Annotated in this window: 15 protein-coding genes; 7 read left to right on the top strand and 8 right to left on the bottom strand. The window is 73.0% G+C overall.

Annotated features, from left to right (window positions below; all coding sequences use genetic code 11):
- The 3 genes from C1I99_RS18605 to C1I99_RS18615 form a co-directional block, all read right to left on the bottom strand.
- On the bottom strand, positions 1-422 hold a 422-nt coding region (locus C1I99_RS18605; protein ID WP_199562240.1), incomplete at its 3' end, for a cellulose binding domain-containing protein.
- A 400-nt stretch (positions 423-822) separates the two neighbouring features.
- Positions 823-1,320 carry a GNAT family N-acetyltransferase gene (locus C1I99_RS18610; protein WP_111135503.1) on the bottom strand — a complete coding sequence of 166 codons (498 nt, stop codon included), beginning with the start codon at positions 1,318-1,320 and terminating at the stop codon, positions 823-825.
- A gap of 288 nt (positions 1,321-1,608) precedes the next feature.
- Positions 1,609-1,959 (bottom strand): DUF2203 domain-containing protein, encoded by a 351-nt coding sequence (locus C1I99_RS18615; RefSeq protein WP_111135493.1) that lies wholly within the window; start codon positions 1,957-1,959, stop codon positions 1,609-1,611.
- 190 nt (positions 1,960-2,149) lie between these two features.
- On the opposite strand from C1I99_RS18615, the gene C1I99_RS18620 reads away from it, so the two are divergent.
- The 4 genes from C1I99_RS18620 to C1I99_RS18635 all read left to right on the top strand — a co-directional run bounded on the left by C1I99_RS18620 (position 2,150) and on the right by C1I99_RS18635 (position 7,112).
- Positions 2,150-3,442 (top strand): exo-beta-N-acetylmuramidase NamZ family protein, encoded by a 1,293-nt coding sequence (locus tag C1I99_RS18620; RefSeq protein ID WP_111135494.1) that lies wholly within the window; start codon positions 2,150-2,152, stop codon positions 3,440-3,442.
- Positions 3,443-3,833: 391 nt separating this feature from the next.
- On the top strand, positions 3,834-5,228 hold the full coding sequence (locus C1I99_RS18625; protein WP_111135495.1) for a quaternary amine ABC transporter ATP-binding protein: 1,395 nt from the start codon (positions 3,834-3,836) through the stop codon (positions 5,226-5,228).
- Entirely contained in the window at positions 5,225-6,112 is an 888-nt protein-coding gene (locus C1I99_RS18630; protein ID WP_111135496.1) for an ABC transporter permease, read from the top strand. The genes C1I99_RS18625 and C1I99_RS18630 overlap by 4 nt, the downstream gene beginning before the upstream one ends.
- Positions 6,113-6,212: 100 nt before the next feature.
- A complete protein-coding gene (locus tag C1I99_RS18635; RefSeq protein ID WP_111135497.1) occupies positions 6,213-7,112 on the top strand; it encodes a glycine betaine ABC transporter substrate-binding protein in 900 nt (299 codons plus the stop codon).
- 196 nt (positions 7,113-7,308) lie between these two features.
- On the opposite strand, the gene proC is transcribed toward C1I99_RS18635, so the two are convergent.
- The 3 genes from proC to C1I99_RS18650 all read right to left on the bottom strand — a co-directional run bounded on the left by proC (position 7,309) and on the right by C1I99_RS18650 (position 9,959).
- Positions 7,309-8,127 carry a pyrroline-5-carboxylate reductase gene (proC, locus tag C1I99_RS18640; protein ID WP_111135498.1) on the bottom strand — a complete coding sequence of 273 codons (819 nt, stop codon included), beginning with the start codon at positions 8,125-8,127 and terminating at the stop codon, positions 7,309-7,311.
- Positions 8,128-8,202: 75 nt separating this feature from the next.
- Entirely contained in the window at positions 8,203-9,231 is a 1,029-nt protein-coding gene (locus tag C1I99_RS18645; RefSeq protein WP_111135504.1) for a 6-phosphofructokinase, read from the bottom strand.
- A gap of 230 nt (positions 9,232-9,461) precedes the next feature.
- Complete coding sequence (locus tag C1I99_RS18650; protein ID WP_111135505.1) at positions 9,462-9,959, bottom strand: polyadenylate-specific 3'-exoribonuclease AS; 498 nt, start codon at positions 9,957-9,959, stop codon at positions 9,462-9,464.
- A gap of 333 nt (positions 9,960-10,292) precedes the next feature.
- Here C1I99_RS18650 and C1I99_RS18655 point away from each other — a divergent pair, with 333 nt between their 5' ends.
- Positions 10,293-10,985, top strand: coding sequence for a Crp/Fnr family transcriptional regulator (locus tag C1I99_RS18655; protein WP_088997507.1), 693 nt, complete (start codon positions 10,293-10,295; stop codon positions 10,983-10,985).
- 75 nt (positions 10,986-11,060) lie between these two features.
- Here C1I99_RS18655 and C1I99_RS18660 read toward each other — a convergent pair whose 3' ends face one another.
- The gene (locus C1I99_RS18660; protein WP_111135499.1) at positions 11,061-11,309 is read right to left on the bottom strand and encodes a hypothetical protein; all 249 of its coding nucleotides are present in this window, start codon (positions 11,307-11,309) and stop codon (positions 11,061-11,063) included.
- A 139-nt stretch (positions 11,310-11,448) separates the two neighbouring features.
- Between C1I99_RS18660 and C1I99_RS18665 the strand changes: the two genes are divergently transcribed.
- Entirely contained in the window at positions 11,449-14,910 is a 3,462-nt protein-coding gene (locus C1I99_RS18665; RefSeq protein WP_111135500.1) for an ATP-binding protein, read from the top strand.
- A gap of 4 nt (positions 14,911-14,914) precedes the next feature.
- On the opposite strand, the gene C1I99_RS18670 is transcribed toward C1I99_RS18665, so the two are convergent.
- Positions 14,915-15,625 carry a lysophospholipid acyltransferase family protein gene (locus C1I99_RS18670; RefSeq protein ID WP_111135501.1) on the bottom strand — a complete coding sequence of 237 codons (711 nt, stop codon included), beginning with the start codon at positions 15,623-15,625 and terminating at the stop codon, positions 14,915-14,917.
- 346 nt (positions 15,626-15,971) lie between these two features.
- On the opposite strand from C1I99_RS18670, the gene C1I99_RS18675 reads away from it, so the two are divergent.
- Positions 15,972-16,573, top strand: a 602-nt coding sequence (locus C1I99_RS18675) for a DUF308 domain-containing protein (protein ID WP_111135502.1), incomplete at its 3' end; no start/stop codon positions are given.

A 16,573-nucleotide genomic window follows, 5' to 3' on the forward strand; every position in this document is an offset into this window, starting at 1 on the left:
GTGGTGGTGGGCGGGGTGGTCCCACCGCCGCAGGGCGCACCGTTGATGGTGCAGTTCAGCGGCGCCTTGTACGGGCCGGTGCCGTTGTAGCCCCAGCTGAAGCTGGCGCCCGGCGCGAGCGGCCCGGCCCAGCTCTTCTTGACCGCCACGTAGTGGTCGCCGGTGCGGGTGACGTCGGCGTCCCAGGAGCTGCCGATGCTGGTGCCCGAGGGCAGGTCGAACTCGATGCGCCAGGTGCTGACCGAGGCGTCCGATCCGTTGGTGATCGTCACCCTGGTCTCGTGACCGGTCCCCCAGTCCTGCACTTTGGTGAACGACGTGGTCACACTGCCGGCGCCGAACGCCGAGGCCATCGGCACCGTTGCGACGGTCACCGCGACCACGGCGCCGGCCCAGAGGGCCCGGCGGAGCGATCTCTTCATGTGGCGTCTCCCCAAACAGTTAGGAAACTTTCCAAAAGGATGGTGAGACGCTACTCACACCGTCATCAGTTAGTCAAGATGTGCATCTATCGATTTCGCCCGGGAGCGCTGCCACCCGCGAGGGCGGCACGGCGGCGGGGCCGTGACGGCGCGCCCGGCCGCGTTTGTCGACCGGCGGTGGGGAGTGCGGGCCCGGCGAAGGGAGTTGGGAAGCCTCGACCGGATCGGCTACGACGCGGGTCGACGCCGGACGCTCGCCGACAGCCGGCGCTACCAGCCGGACACCCCCGCGTACGCGGTGATCTCCTCGGTCGACCCGGCGAACCGGGACCGGGAGTCCCCGGCCGGCGCCGACACGGTCCGCTCGACCCTGGCCGCCGGCACCCGCCGAGCCGGCGGGTCACCCGCCGAGCGGGCCGGCGGCCGGCACGGCCAACCGCATCGCGGTGCCGGAGGCCGGCCGGAAGCCCAACTGACGGTAGAGCGGCGCGCCGTCGGGCGAGGCGCGCAGGTCCACCCGGCGCACGCCCCGGTCGCGATACCAGTCGAGCAACGCCAACAGGCAGGCCCGCGAGTGGCCGCGCCGGCGGTGGGCCGGCTCGGTGACCACGTTGTACACGTAGCCGGTCTGGCCGGTGGGGTTGTCCGGGCCGCCGAGCCGGTTCTCGATGACGCCGTACGCGCAGGCCACCAACCCTCCCGGCAGGTCCGGGGCGTCGACGACGAACGCCGCCGCCGGCCCGTCGGGATCACCCAGCTGCGCCCGCGCGAGCCGCAGCGCGTGCTCCTGCCAGGGGCCGGGCGCCGGCTCCCGGCCGCGCACGGCCGCGAGCATCAGCCCCCGCAGCCGGATCAGCTCCTCCGCGTCGGCCACGCCCGCGCGGCGCACGTCGCTCATGCCGGGCACGCTAGTCGCGCCGGGCACCGCGGGTCGGACCGGCCCGCGCTTGTGGCGCAGTCCGTCCGTGCGCCGCCGTGACCGGCCGCGTCCACCGACCACCGGAGGCGACACCGCCAGACCCGGCGCACCCCGCGCAGCGCCGGGCGGAGGTCCGGGCCGTCCGCTGGCAGGCTCGACGACCACCGCGCAGGCCCCGGCCGCCGAGCCGGTGGAGCAGTCGGCCGCCCCTGACAATTCCGGAGGTGCCCGCCGAGCTGTGCGGCGCGGCAGACCGGGGCGGCCGCGTCAGACCGGGCGGCGGCCGGCGAAGCCGCACTCGACCCGGTGGTACCAGCCCACGTCGGGGTCCCCCTCCAGCCAGCACCAGAGCACCGACCGGCCGTCCCGCTCGCCGGGGAAGTCGAGCAGCACCGGCGCGATCCCCTTGACCTGGATGTCGTGCTGGTGCAGCTCGTCCAGGACGGCGTGCAGGCGCGCCTCCAGGCTCTTCACCTCGGCCAGCCCGCCGAGCGCGCTGACCCCGCGCTCCGCCAGGTCAGCCCGCAGCTCGGCCAGGTCGGCCCGCAGCCGGATCAGCTCGTCGACGCGCGGGCGCAGGGTGGCCACCAGGTGCCGGGCCTGGGCGAGAGTGAACACGCGGCCAGTATGGAACACCGCACCCGCCCCGGGGGCCGCGCCGCCCGGACCTGGCCGGGTTCCCCGGGGCCACACCGCCCGGCCCCACCGCCCATCCGTCTGCCGGCATCCCCCGCGCCATGTAGCTAACCTTCCTTGACTAGGCATTCACACGTAGCTAAGTTTCAACGAAACCGACGGGAGGTCGACCGTGGAGCGTAGGAGGTTCCTTGCCGGAGCGGGTGCGGTGACCGCGGGCACGGTCGCGGCGGCGGCCCCCGGATCTCCCGGCGGTGCGGTACCCGGCATCCGCCGGGTGGAGACCGGCCTCGACGTGCTCGTCGACTCCGGCTTCGCCGACCTCGCCGGCGAGCGGGTCGGGGTGATCTCGAACCCCACCGGGGTCGACTCGGCCTACCGTCACCTGGTCGACCTGATGCACGCCTCCGGCGCGGTGCGGCTGGCCGCGGCGTTCGGCCCCGAGCACGGGTTCCGCGGCTCGGCGCAGGCCGGCGGCAGCGAGGGCACCGGCGTCGACGCCCGCACCGGGGTCACCGTCTACGACGCGTACGGGGCCTCCCGGACCAGGTGGGAGAGCATGTTCGCGCAGGCCGGCGTGGACACCGTCGTCTTCGACATCCAGGACGTGGGTGCCCGCTTCTACACCTACATCTGGACGATGTACACCTCGATGGTGGCCGCGGCCCGGGTCGGCACGCGGTACGTGGTGCTGGACCGGCCGAACCCCGTCGGCGGGCGGGCGTACGGGCCGATGATGACGCCCGCCTACACCTCGGGTGTGGGGCTGAAGGAGATCGTCCAGCAGCACGGGATGACCGTGGGCGAGCTGGCCCGGTTCTTCGCTTCGGAGTTCCTGCCGGCCGAGGCTGGACGCTCGGTCGACCTGCACGTCGTCCGCTGTCGACACTGGAAGCGCGACAGGTTCGCCGCCGACACCGACCTGCCCTGGGTGATGCCCAGCCCGAACATGCCCACCCCGGACACCGCGCTGGTCTACCCGGGAACCGGCCTGTTCGAGGGCGTCGCCTCGATCACCGAGGGGCGGGGCACCTGCCGCCCGTTCGAGCTGATCGGCGGCCTGGCCGACGACTTCGACTACCACTGGTCCGACCGGCTCAACGCCCGTGACCTGCCGGGCGTCGAGTTCCGCGAGGCGTACTTCACGCCGACCGCCGCCGGGCAGAAGCCGGCGCTGCTCAACAGGCTCTGCGCCGGCGTCGAGGTGAAGGTGCTCGACCGGGCGGCGTACGACCCGATCCGCACGGCGGTCGCGATGCTCGTGGAGGCGCGCCGGTACCCGGCGTTCGCGTGGCGGCGCGACTCGTGGGACGCCACCCGACCGTACTGGGTGGACAAGCTGACCGGCTCGCCGCGACTGCGCACGATGATCGACACGGGTGCCGAGGTGGACGACGTGGTCGGCGCCTGGGCCGGCGAACTGGCGGCGTTCGAGCGGCGGCGCGCGCCGCATCTGCTCTACTGAGGACAGCCGGCCGCGAGCCTGACGCGCAGCGGCGTGCCCCCCGCTGACCCTTTTGCGTTCCGGCGAAACGCCACAGCCGACCCGCCCCCGAGCGTCCCTGCTGCGACGTCTGGCCCCTACCCCGGTTTCCATACCGGAATTGTCGCCAATCCACTCCTGGGCAATGCTGACCGGAAATCGCTCGGCAGCGTGACGTGTTCCCAATAGCAGTGTCTTTGCAACGAAATTGCAACGTGATTTCCATTCGCAGACGAGGGTCATGTAGGGTCGGTCAAGCCCTCAACCATCTGGGACTGTCTTATGCCGGCAGCCCGACGACATGACTGATGTCGATTGATGCGCGCACATGCGTACGTCGCTGAAATGGTCGTCGTACCGCGTGTCCGTCGGAATGGAGATCGTGTCCGCACTCAGAGTGAAATCGCTGTACAAAATCTACGGAAACCGCGCCGACAAGGCCGTGGAACTCCTCCGGGACGGTGCTGACCGGGACGAGAAGCTGGCCGACCTGCCGGTCACGGCCGCGGTCGTCGACGCGAACTTCGAGGTCCGGCGCGGCGAGATCTTCGTGGTCATGGGCCTGTCCGGGTCGGGGAAATCCACCCTGATCCGGATGCTCAACGGCCTGCTGACCCCCTCGTACGGCACGGTCGAGGTCGACGGAGTCGACATCACCACGCTGCGGCCGTCGGCGCTACGCAAGCTGCGTCGCGAGAAGATCAGCATGGTATTCCAGCATTTCGCGCTCCTGCCGCACCGGTCCGTGTTGGACAATGCCGGCTACGCGCTGGAGGTGGCGGGCGTGCCCCGTGCCGAGCGCCGGGAGCGGGCGCACGAGGCGCTGCGGATGGTCGGCCTGGACGGCTGGGCGGACAAGCTGCCGCAGGAGCTGTCCGGCGGCATGCGCCAGCGGGTCGGCCTGGCCCGCGCGCTCGCGGCCGGCACCGACATCATGCTCATGGATGAGGCGTTCTCCGCGCTCGACCCGCTCATCCGCCGCGAGGTCCAGGACCAACTGCTGGAGTTGCAGGCCGACCTGGGCAAGACGATCGTGTTCATCACGCACGACCTCAACGAGGCGATGCGCCTCGGCGACCGCATCGCGGTCATGCGCGACGGCCGGATCGTCCAGATCGGCACCGCCGAGCAGATCCTCACCGACCCGTCCAACGACTACGTCGCCCAGTTCGTCGCCGACGTCGACCGGACCCGGATCCTCACCGCGTCGTCGGTCATGGAGCGGCCCCTCGGCGTCGTCGATGTGAACTCCGGCCCGCGGGTGGCCGCCCGGGTGCTGCGGGAGACCCAGACGTCGGCCGTCTACGTCACCGGCCGCGACAAGCGGTTCCTCGGCACGGTGACCGCCGACGCCGCCACCGGGGCCGTCCGGGACGGCCGGCAGAACCTCCAGGAGATCGTGTCGACCGACCACGTCCGCACGGTCGCCGACGACACGCCCGTGGCGGACATCTTCGCCCCCTGCGCGGAGAGCCCGCACCCGGTCGCCGTGGTCGACGCCGACGGGCGGCTCGCCGGAGTGATTCCGCGCGTCACGCTGCTCAGCGCCCTGGGCAGTGTCGGCACCGAGGTCACCGGCGAGCCGACCAGGCCGGAGGCCGCCGGCGGCCCCGGAGCCGGCCCGGCGCCGGCCGGGACCGACGGGACGACCACGCCGGCGGCCCGCACCCCCGACCCCGCACCGGCCGTCGCCGACACCGCGACACCGGAGGTACCGGCCCAGGTGATGGCCGACCCGCCGCTCCGCCTGGAGGGAGAGCCCGCATGAACACCGCTGAAGGGCTGGACGGGATGCTGCCGTACGTCAGGATCGGCGAGGCGTTCGAGGCGGGCGTCGAATGGTCGACCGAACGGCTGTCCCCGGTCTTCGACGGCATCGCCACCGGCGTCGAGTCCCTGGTCGGACCGCTGGTCGACCTGCTGACCGCGCCGCCGGCGATCGTCGTGGTGCTGCTCATCGCGGGCCTCGGCTGGTGGCTGCGCGGCTGGAAGTTCGGCCTCGGCGCGGCACTCGGTCTCGCCCTCGTGGCGGGGATGCCGTTCTGGGAGGAGACCATGAGCACGCTGGCGCTGGTCCTGGTGGCCAGCGCCCTGGCTCTGCTGCTCGCCGTGCCGTTGGGCATCCTCATCGCGGAGAACCCTCGCGCGTCGGCGCTGGCCCGCCCGGTGCTGGACCTGATGCAGACGATGCCCGCGTTCGTCTACCTCATCCCGGCCATCTTCTACTTCGGCGTCGGTGCCGTACCCGGCGTGCTGGCCACCGTGGTGTTCAGCATGCCGCCCGGGGTACGCCTGACCGAGTTGGGCCTGCGCCAGGTCGACCGGGAGGTCATCGAGGCGGGGCAGGCGTTCGGCGCGTCCCCCTGGATGATCCTGCTGCGCACCAAGCTGCCGCTGGCACTGCCGGCCATCATGACCGGCGTCAACCAGGTCATCATGCTGGCGCTGTCCATGGTGGTGATCGCCGGCATGGTCGGCGCCGGCGGTCTCGGTGACGTGATCATGACAGCGCTCGCCCGGGTCCAGGTCGGCGCGGGCTTCGAGGGCGGCATCGCCGTGGTGATCCTGGCGGTGGTGCTCGACCGCCTCACCGACTCGATCGGCGCCCGCACCGCTGCCGCGAAGGCACAACGCGCCATGCAGCAGGCCTGACCCACCGTCTCCCGGCCATGCAGGGACGTCACCGGTGCCGGCGCCCTGCCTCGCTACCGCGAGTTCCGCCGGCGTACGGCAACAAGGAAGGAAATTCCAGATGTGGAGCAGTAACTTGGTACGCCGGGTCGCGCTGGCGGCCACCGCCGCGCTGGCTCTCACCGGGGCCGCCGCCTGCGGAGACGACTCCGACGAGTCCGCCGGCGGCGACAAGAAGATCACCATCGGCTACATGGCCTGGGACGAGGCCATCGCCGCCTCCTACCTGTGGCGCAACCTGCTGGTGGAGAAGGGCTTCGAGGTCGAGCTCAAGAACGTCGAGGCAGGTGTCGTCTACCAGGGCCTGTCGACGGGGGACATCGACCTGTTCCTCGACGGCTGGCTGCCGCAGACGCACGCCTCCTACTGGGAGCGCTACGGCGACAAGCTCGAGAAGATCGGCGTGTGGTACGACGACGCCAGCCTGAGCATCGCCGTACCGGACTACGTGACCGGCGTCGAGTCGCTGGCCGACCTGGCCGGGAACGCCGGCTCGTTCGACGGCCAGATCATCGGCATCGAGCCCGGCGCCGGGCTGACCGCGGCCACCCAGGACAAGGTCATCCCGGGCTACGGCCTGACCGGCAAGCTGGACCTGAAGACCTCGTCGACCCCGGCGATGCTGGCCGCGCTGGACAGCGCGATCAAGGACAAGAAGCCGATCGTGGTGACCCTGTGGCACCCGCACTGGGCCTACTCGAAGTACCAGCTGAAGGACCTGGCGGACCCGAAGGGCACGCTCGGGCAGGCCGAGCAGATCACCACCCTGGCCCGAAAGGGCTTCGGTGCGGACTTCCCCGAGGTCACCGAGATGCTCAAGAAGTTCACGATGGACGACCAGCAGCTCGGCTCGCTCGAGGACCTGATGTTCAACGTCCACAAGGGCGACGAGGAGAAGGCCGTGGAAGAGTGGCTGAAGGCCAACCCGGACTTCGCCGGCGGGCTGGGCGCCGCCTCCTGAGCCGGACCTGATCGGTCAGCCGCCGGCGCGGGGCCACCACGGCCCCGCGCCGGCGGCGGCACCGAGCCCGCCGCCGAACTCGAACCCTTCGTCACGGCCTGCCAGGAGCTGGGCTGGGGTCCACCTCGCCCTGCGGCTGCTCAACGAGGCGACCTCCGTCGGCCGGCACCTGCGGCGAGCACCACCGCCGAGCCGGTCAGTCGGCCTGGGCGGCCAGTTCGCGGGCGCGGTCCCGGGCCGCCTCCAGCGCAGCCAGCAGCGCCGCCCGTACGCCGTGCTTCTCCAGCTCGCGGACGGCGGAGATGGTGGTGCCGGCGGGCGAGGTGACCGCCTCGCGCAACTTCACCGGGTGCTCCCCGGAGTCGCGCAGCATCACCGCCGAGCCGATCGCGGTCTGCACGATCAGTTCGTGCGCGACCTGGCGGGGCAGGCCGAGCAGGATACCCGCGTCGATCATCGCCTCGACCAGCAGGTAGAAGTACGCCGGGCCGGAGCCGGAGAGGGCGGTGACCGCGTCCTGCTGGGACTCCGGGACCCGGATGGTCGCCCCGAGGGGGGAGAACATCTCCTCGGCAAGCGCCAGGTGCGCCCCGGTGGCGTGCGCGCCGGCGGAGATGGCGGTCATCGCCTGGTCGACCAGGGCCGGGGTGTTGGTCATCACCCGCACCACCGGGGTGCCCTCGGGCAGCCGGCGGTTGAAGAAGCTGGTCGGCAGGCCGGCGCAGAGCGAGATCACCAGTTTGTCGGCGGGCACCTTGGGCCCGATCTCGTCCAGCAGGACCGCCGCGTCCTGCGGCTTGACCGCGACCGCCAGCACCTCGGCCTCGTCCACCGCGGTGAGGTTGTCGACGACCCGCACCCCGTACCGGGCGGACAGCTCCTCGGCGCGGGCCGGTCGGCGGGCGGTGGCCAGCAGCCGGTCCATCGGCCAGCCGGAACGCAGCAGCCCGGAGAGCACCAGCTCACCGATCTTGCCCGCACCGATCACCGCGACCGTGTGCACCTCGGCAGACATCCCGCCGTACCCCTTCCTCGTCGTGGGTCGGCGCCGCGGCGGGCCCGGCGGGCCGCCGCGGCGCCGACGCGACGATCAGCTGCCGAAGAAGACCTCGGCCTCGGCGTACCGCTCCAGCGGCACGGTCTTCAGCTCGCGGGTGGCCTCGGCCAGCGGCACCCGGACGATGTCCGTGCTCTGCATGGCGACCATCTTGCCCCAGTCGCCCTCGTGCGCCGCGTCGATCGCCTGCAAACCGAGCCGGGTGGCGAGCACCCGGTCGAAGGCGGTCGGGGTGCCGCCGCGCTGGATGTGCCCCAGCACGACCGTACGGGCCTCCTTGCCGGTCTTCGCCTCCAGCTGCTCGGCCAGCCACTGGCCGATGCCGCCCAGGCGGACGTGGCCGAACGCGTCGAGCTCCTTGTTGTGCAGCACCATCTGGCCCTCGAGCGGGTGGGCGCCCTCGGCGACCACGACGATCGGGGCGTACTGGTGCTGGAAGCGCTTCTCGACGTAGCCGGCGACCTGGTCGACGTCGAACTGCCGCTCGGGCAGCAGGATCACGTTGGCGCCGCCGGCCAGGCCGGCGTGCAGGGCGATCCAGCCGGCGTGCCGGCCCATCACCTCGACCACCAGGGTGCGGTGGTGGCTCTCGGCCGTGGTGTGCAGCCGGTCGATCGCCTCCATCGCGATGTTGACCGCGGTGTCGAAGCCGAAGGTGTAGTCGGTGGCGCCGAGGTCGTTGTCGATCGTCTTGGGCACGCCGATCACGTTCACCCCCAGCTCGTGCAGCTTGGTGGCCACGCCGAGGGTGTCCTCGCCGCCGATCGCGATGAGCGCGTCCACGCCCTGCGCGGCGAGGTTCTCCTTGATCCGCTCGACCCCGTTCTCGATCTTGAACGGGTTGGTCCGGGACGAGCCGAGGATGGTGCCGCCACGCGGCAGGATGCCCCGGACCTCCGCGATGCCCAGCGGGCGGGACAGGCCCTCCAGGGGGCCCTTCCAGCCGTCCCGGAAACCCACGAACTCGTGGCCGTAGCTGGCGACGCCCTTGCGGACCACCGCCCGGATGACCGCGTTGAGACCTGGGCAGTCGCCGCCGCCGGTGAGCACGCCGATACGCATGATCTGCACATCCTCCTGGGAGCATCTGGTGAAGCCCGGTAAGCCCCAGGATATGTGTCAGATCAGACCATCGGCGCCGTTGCCGGCCCGGGGCGGGCCGTCAGTGCGCACTGTAGTCCGCGCGACTGTCCGGCGACACCGCGCCCCGGGCCGATCCCGCCACCCGGTCGACCTACCGACCGGTAGCTGACCTGGCGGTACGCGCCGGACCCGGACAGACCCGACCAGACCTACGAACCGGTCATCGCCCGCCACCGGACCAGGTTGTGCCGGGCGTCGACCAGGGCGTCGTGCCGCGCGGCCTCGGCCTCCGGCAGGGTCGGCCGGCCCCGGTCGTCCCAGAGCTGCCGCAGCTCCTTGGTGAACCGGGGGATCTCCCGGGGCAGCGCCGGCATCGCACCCCACAGCTGCGCCAGCGCCACGTGGTCGTACGCGGCGTACCAGGCCCACAGCTCCAGCTGCTCCCCGGGCCGGTCCCGCACCGGTTCGAGCAGGAAGTCGTGCAACTCGTCGCGGATCCGCTCGCGCGACTTCCACGCCCGGTCGGCCGGGGAGGGCAGCTTGTCGAGCACGTTGCGGCGCACCCACGGCACGGCTCGGGAGCCGTCGAACTCGGTGGAGACCGCGTAGAACTCGCGGCCGTACTCGTCGACGACGCCGATCGACACCAGGTCGACGATCCGGCCGTCCTCGATGAACTCGCAGTCGTAGAAGTAGCGGTAGACCATCCCCGCCATCCTCGCCCACCCCCGCCGCGCCCCGGCGACCGGGTCGGCCGCCGCCGACCCGGACGCGCCCGGCCTGGCGCGGCCACCTGGAACGTGCGCCGCTCAGGTTGGGGCCGCACCCTGCCGGGGGGCGAATCCGCACCTCACGATGCCGTCCGGCGCAGCTCGGGACTGTCACGGAAGCGATTTGAGGGGTGTACAGCAAGCGACAAGCCCGTCATGATCTGATGTGTACCGCTACCGGACGCCGAACCGGTGTCAGTTCACCTCGTCAGGGGCCCTCAGGTTCACCCGGTGAGCGAGTTGTGGTCCTTGACCGGGGAGGGGTCGGCCGTGGAGATGCGCCTGCCGGAGCCGGGTGACGCGCTCACGGGTGTGGAGATGTTCGCCGGGCTCGAGCCCGAGGTGCGGCAGCGGGTGATCGCCGCGGCGGTGCCCCGCACGTACCGCAAGGGACAGTTGCTCTTCGTCGAGAACGACCCGGGCGAGTCGCTGATCGTGCTCCGCCGGGGGGCGGTCGCGGTGTTCCGTACCGCCCCGACGGGCGAGCGCGCGGTGCTCTCGGTCATCCGCCCGCCGGACGTGCTGGGCGAGGTCTCCCTGCTGGACGCCTCCACCCGCTCCGCGTCGGCCGAGGCGATCGAGGACTGCGCGGCGCTGGCGCTGTCCCGGGGCGCGTTCATGGAGCTGGTGCACTCCAACCCGCGCATCCTCGACGCGGTGATGCGCTCGCTCGGCGGGCTGATCCGCCGGCTGACCGAGCAGAACGCCGACCACGTCTTCCTGGACCTGCCCGGCCGGGTGGCCAAGACGCTGGTCCGGCTGGCCGGGGAGAGCCAGGCCCCGATGATCACCATCGAACTCAACCAGAGCCAGCTCGCCGAGATGGCCGGCGGCTCGCGGCAGAGCGTCAACCAGGCGATCGGCTCGTTCGCCAGCCGGGGCTGGCTGCGCACCGAGGGCCGCCGGATCGTGGTCACCGACGTCGCCGCGCTGCGCCGGCGCGCCGGCATGAGCGAGCGCTGACGCCCGGCCCGCACCAGGCCGCACCGACGCACGGATGAGGCCGGCGGGCCTGTGCCCGCCGGCCTCATCCGGCTGTCACTTGTCGGTGTCGTCCGCGGGCGGCGCACCCGGCCCGGGGCCGATCTTCTGCGGATCGGTCTCCTTTGGGGTGGTCGTGGTCGTGGTGCTGGTGTTCCCCGAGCCAGTCGGCTGGCCCTCGGGCTCCTCTACCATGCCCTGCTCCTCCAGTTCGGCGAGAGTGACCGCGTCCACGTCGATCGTGTCGCCCGGGGCCCACACCGTCCCACCCGGATCGGTCCAGCAGGCGGACAGTCGCACTTGCACGGCACTCTCCCTGACGGCGAATCTTCCTGGTACGGAAGACTAGCCCCGGCCGATCAGCGGTAAGGGCCGGCTGCCCGTCGGGTACCCGACTGGCCGGTCGGGCGGGACACTGGGGAATCTCTGGCGTACGGAGTTCGACATCGACCTCACCTGCGGACACTGCTCCCGGGCAGCCGGGCCGGACGACCGTTTCTGCGGCGGGTGCGGGCGGCCCCTGGCCGCGACCTGCGCCGGGTGCGGGCACGCCAACAGCATCGAGGCCAACTTCTGCACCAACTGCGGGCAGCCGCTGCGCGACCACGTCGTCGCGGTGCAGGAGGACCGGCGGCAGGTCAGCGTGCTCTTCATCGACATCGTCGACTTCACCACGTACGCCGAGCGGGCCGACCCGGAGCAGGCCCGCGGCCTGCAACAGGCGTACTTCGCCACGGTGCGGCGGCTGGTGCACCAGTACGGCGGGGTGGTCGAGAAGTACATCGGCGACGCGGTGATGGCGCTGTTCGGGGCGCCGGTGGCCACCGACAACGACGCGCTGCGCTGCGTGCGGGCCGGCCTGGAACTCCAGCGGAACCTGGCCCGGCAGCCGGCCGGGCCGCACCCGCCGCTCGGCTTCCGGGTCGGCATCGCCACCGGGGAGGCGCTGGTCGACCTCTCCGCCGCCCGCGACGGCGGGCAGGCCTTCGTCACCGGCGACGTGGTCAACACCGCCTCCCGGCTGCAGGCGCTGGCCCCCGCCGGGGGCGTCGTCGTCGACGAGAGCACCTGGGCGGCGACCCGGCACGAGCTGGAGTACGCCGACCAGCCGCCGGTGACGCTGCGCGGGCGCTCCACGGTGAGCCGGATCTGGCTGGCGCTGCGGGCCCGCCCCCGCCCCGACCCGCACAGCGCCGAGCTGACCCCGATGGTCGACCGGGAACACGAACGGGGCCTGCTGGTCAACGCCCTGCACCGCACGGTCACCGAGCGCACCTCGCAGCTGGTGACCGTCTTCGGCCCGGCCGGGGTGGGCAAGAGCCGGCTGCTGCGCGAGCTGTCCCGGCACGCCGCCAACCTGCCCGGCACACAGGTGACCTGGCTGGTGGGCCAGTGCCCGCCGTTCGGGGAGAACGTCACCTACGCCGCGCTGGCGGACATCGTGCGGGGCTGGGTGGGCCTGCCGGACTCCGACGACGTGGCCGGCCTGCGCGAGCGGTTGCGGCAGCGGCTGGGGTGCCTGGCCGACCCGCACGCGGTACGGCTGGCCGAGGCGCTCGGCCCGCTGATCGGCCTGCCCGGCGAACGGCTCGCCTCCGGCGAGACCGAGGCGGCCTGGCGCCGCTTCCTGCTCACCCTGGCCTCGACCGGCCCGACCGTGCTGGTCTTCGAGGACATGCACTGGGCCGACGCGGCGATGCTCTCCTTCGTCGAACAGCTCGGCGCGGCAGCCCGGGGCGTGCCGCTGCTGGTGATCGCCACCGCCCGTCCGGAGCTGCGGGAACGCCACCCGGCCTGGACCGGCACGATCAGCGGGACGATGTCCATCTCGGTGCCGCCGATGCACGACGCGGACATCGACACCCTCTACTCGCTGCTGCTCGGGCAGGCGACGCTGCCGGCCACGGCGCGCGCGCCGCTGATCGAGTTCGCCGACGGCAACCCGCTCTACGCCAAGGAGTACGCCCGGATGCTGCTGGACGGCGGGCTGCTCGACACGTCCGCGCCGGCCCTGCGGATCGACCCGGCCGGCGGCGCCGGCATGCCGCGTACCGTGCAGGCGGTCATCGCCAACCGGCTCGACCTGCTGGACCCGGCCGACCGGGCGGTGCTCCAGGCCGCTGCGGTGGTCGGGGTGCAGTTCTGGCCGGCGCCAGTGGCCACCGCGCTGGGCCGGCCGGTGGAGTGGGTCGAGCGCGCCCTGGGCCGGCTGCACCGCCGCGATTTGGTCTACGAGCTGCCCACCTCGACCATGCCGGGGCAGCCAGAGTACCGCTTCCGGCACATCCTGGTGCGGGACGTCTGCTACCAGCGGCTGCCCCGGGCCGAACGGGTGCTGCGGCACCAGCGCACCGCCGACTGGCTGGAGCAGCTCACCGACGGCCGGCAGCACGACCTGGCAGAGGTGCTGGCCAACCACCGGTGGACGGCGCACGAGATCGCCCGCACCGTCGGCCTCGACCCCGCCCCGTACGCCCCGGCCGCGCGGGCCGCCCTGCACCGGGCGGCCCGTCGGGCGTACGAGCTGCACGCGCTGGAGACCGCCGCGACGCTGGTCGGCCGGGCGCTCGCCGTCGACTGCGGACCGGACCCGGCGCTGGAGCTGCTCGGGGCGGAGCTGGCGCTGTTCCGCGACGGCGACGCGTTCCTGACCGGCGGCGGCGCGGAGACACTGGCCGGGCTCGCCGACCGGCTCACCGGGGCCGGTGACCGTGCCGGGGCCGCCCGGGCCTGGACGCTGCTCGCCACCGCCGCGTGGAGCCGCGCGGACCGGTCGGAGACGCTGCGCTGCCTGGACCGGGCCATCGGCATCTACGCCGACCTGCCGGACACCGAGGAGAAGACCGGCGCGCTGCTCGAACTGGCCCGGGTGCACATGCTCAACGCCGAGACCGAACCGGCCTGCGCGGCAGCCCGGGTGGCGGCCGAGCTGGCCGAGCGGCTGGAGCTGCGCGAGGCGCGGGCCAACGCCCGGATCACCCTGGCGGTGGCCCGCTACCTCTCCGGCGCCGCCGAGGCGTACGCGGAGCTGGCGGAGGTCACCGAGCACTGCCGGGTGGAGCGGCTGACCAGCCGGCGGCGGGCGGTGCAGAACCTGGCCTGGGCGTTGCAGGAGGAGGGTGACCTGGCCGGCTCGGCCCGGCTGGTGGACGAGCAGCGCACGCTGGACCTGGGCGGCGAGCACAGCCTGGCCACCAGCTTCGCCGACCAGTGGACCCGCTCGTACTACGACGGCGACTGGGAGGCGGCGCTGGAGATGGCGGACGGGTCGACCCGGCGGCCGACCGCCGAATGGGACCTGCACATCGTGGCGGTGTCCGGCTGGATCCGCGCGCTGCGCGCCGAGCCGGGGCCGGCCGGGCCGGACCTGGTGGACCAGGCGCTCGCCGCCGCCCGGCGCAGCGGCTTCCACCGGGTGCTGCGCTCGACCGTGGCGCACGCGGCGCTCTGCCGGGCCGTGCAGGGGCGGCGGGAGGAAGCGGCGGGGCTGCTGGCCGAGCTGGACGAGGACTGGCGGCGGACCCGGATGATCCCGTTCGCCGAATGGGTGCCGGCGGTCGGCCACCTCGCCGTGCTACTCGGCGGGGACGCCGCCCGGCTGGTCCGCGACCTGCTCCGGCACGCACCCCGCACGACGCCCTGGGCCCGGGCGGCCGGGCAGGCCGCCGAGGCGAGCCTGGCCTGGCGGGACGGCGACCCCCGGACCGCCGCCGACCTGCTGCGGGAGGCGGCGCGCAGCTACGCCGGGATGAGCGACGTCACCGACCACGTCCTCGCCACCGCCCTGTCGGTGGGCCCGTTGGGCGAGGTGGACCCGGACGCCGCCGCCGAGGCGCTGGGGCGGGTGCGCGACTTCGCCGACCGCAACGCCGCTCCCGCCCTGCTCCGCCTCAGCCGAGACGGGTGAGGCGTCAGGCGGCGACCGGCTGCCGGGCGGCGGGCTCGGCCGGGGCCTGGTTCTTCACCTTCTGCGCGTACATGTCGACGTACTCGCGACCGGAGAGCTCCATCAGCTCGTACATGATCTCGTCGGTGACCGCGCGCTCGACGAACCGGTCCCCGGCCATGCCCCGGTAGCGGGAGAAGTCCAGCGGCGCGCCGAACCGGATCCGCACCCGCTTGAGCTTGGGGATGAGCGTGCCCGGCGGCTGGATCTCGTCGAGGTTGAGCATCACCACCGGAACCACCGGGGCACCGCTCTCCAGGGCCAGCCGGGCCACCCCGGTCTTGCCCCGGTAGAGCCGCCCGTCCGGCGAGCGGGTGCCCTCGGGGTAGATCCCGGCGATGCCGCCGGCCCGCAGCACCGTCAACTGGGTGTCGAGCGCGGCCCGGGCCGCCCGGCCGCCGGAACGGTCCACCGGGATGGTGCCGGTGCCGACGAAGAACATCTTCGTCAGCCAGCCCTTGACACCCCGGCCGGTGAAGTACTCGGCCTTGGCGACGAAGGTGACCTTCCGCTTGGTGATCAGCGGCGTGAAGATCGAGTCGGAGAAGGACAGGTGGTTGCTGGCCAGGATCACCGGGCCGGTGTCGGGCACGTGGCGCAGCCCTTCGACCTGCGGGCGGAAGATCAGCCGGAGCAGCGGACCGAGGATGACGTACTTCAACAGCCAGTACAGCACCGGCGTCCTTTCCCAGAGGTGGTCGCGGCAGCACCGGTGCACCCCGCGCTTCCCCGGGGGCGGCACTGCCGTCGCCGACGAGCCTACGAAGCGGGGGCCGCCCGCCACAACGGACGCCCGGCCCGGCTTCGGATCATCCGCCCCGTCCCTGTCGTGGCACACCCCTCGCGAGAACGGACAAAGGGGTGCGGTCGCGACCTGCGGCCGGCGGTCGGACTTCGTACGCCGCGCCACAAGGCACTCCCGGAACCGGGTCCCGACGTGTCACGATTCAAGGCACGGCGTACGGGTCGGCGCCGAGGGGGCTCAGGCGGCCGCGCCGCGGGCGCGGTGAGGAGGATGTCCGGTGTCAGCGGGTGGGGCCCGCCGGGGGCGGCGGGACAACGGGCTGGACGCGAGCGAGTACGCGGTCGCCGGCGACGTGGATCCGCGCGTCGGGGAGCACCTGCTCGACGTGCTCGCCGCCGGCGGGATCGCGGCGTACCTGCAACCCTCGGCCGACCTGAACCCGGTCACCCGCACCACCACCGTTCCGGCCCGCCCCGTCGACCGGCTCTACGTCGACCGGTCGCACCTGACCACCGCCCGGGACTACCTCACCCAGCTCGCCGACGAGTCGGCCACCGAGCGCACCCGCGAGGAACCGGACGTCGACGCCGAGTGGGCCCGGATCGTGGCCGGATTCCACCGCACCCCGACCGCCGGCGACAACCCGTGGCCCGCCGCCGAGGACGTCGACGACTCCACCGCCGCGGGCGGTCCGGCGACCCGCGGCGGCCCGGAGGACGGCGCCGGGCCGACCGCCACCGACGTACGCCGGCTGCCGTACGCCGCCGACATCTCCGGCGTCTCGGTGAGCCCGAGCCGGTACGACGAGCCGTCGCTGCTCGACGGGCTGGACACCTTCGGCGCCGACCTGCCGGACGACGACGAGGAGGAGGGCTACAC

The sequence above is a fragment of the Micromonospora deserti genome, from assembly GCF_003236335.1.
Classification (GTDB): domain Bacteria; phylum Actinomycetota; class Actinomycetes; order Mycobacteriales; family Micromonosporaceae; genus Micromonospora; species Micromonospora deserti.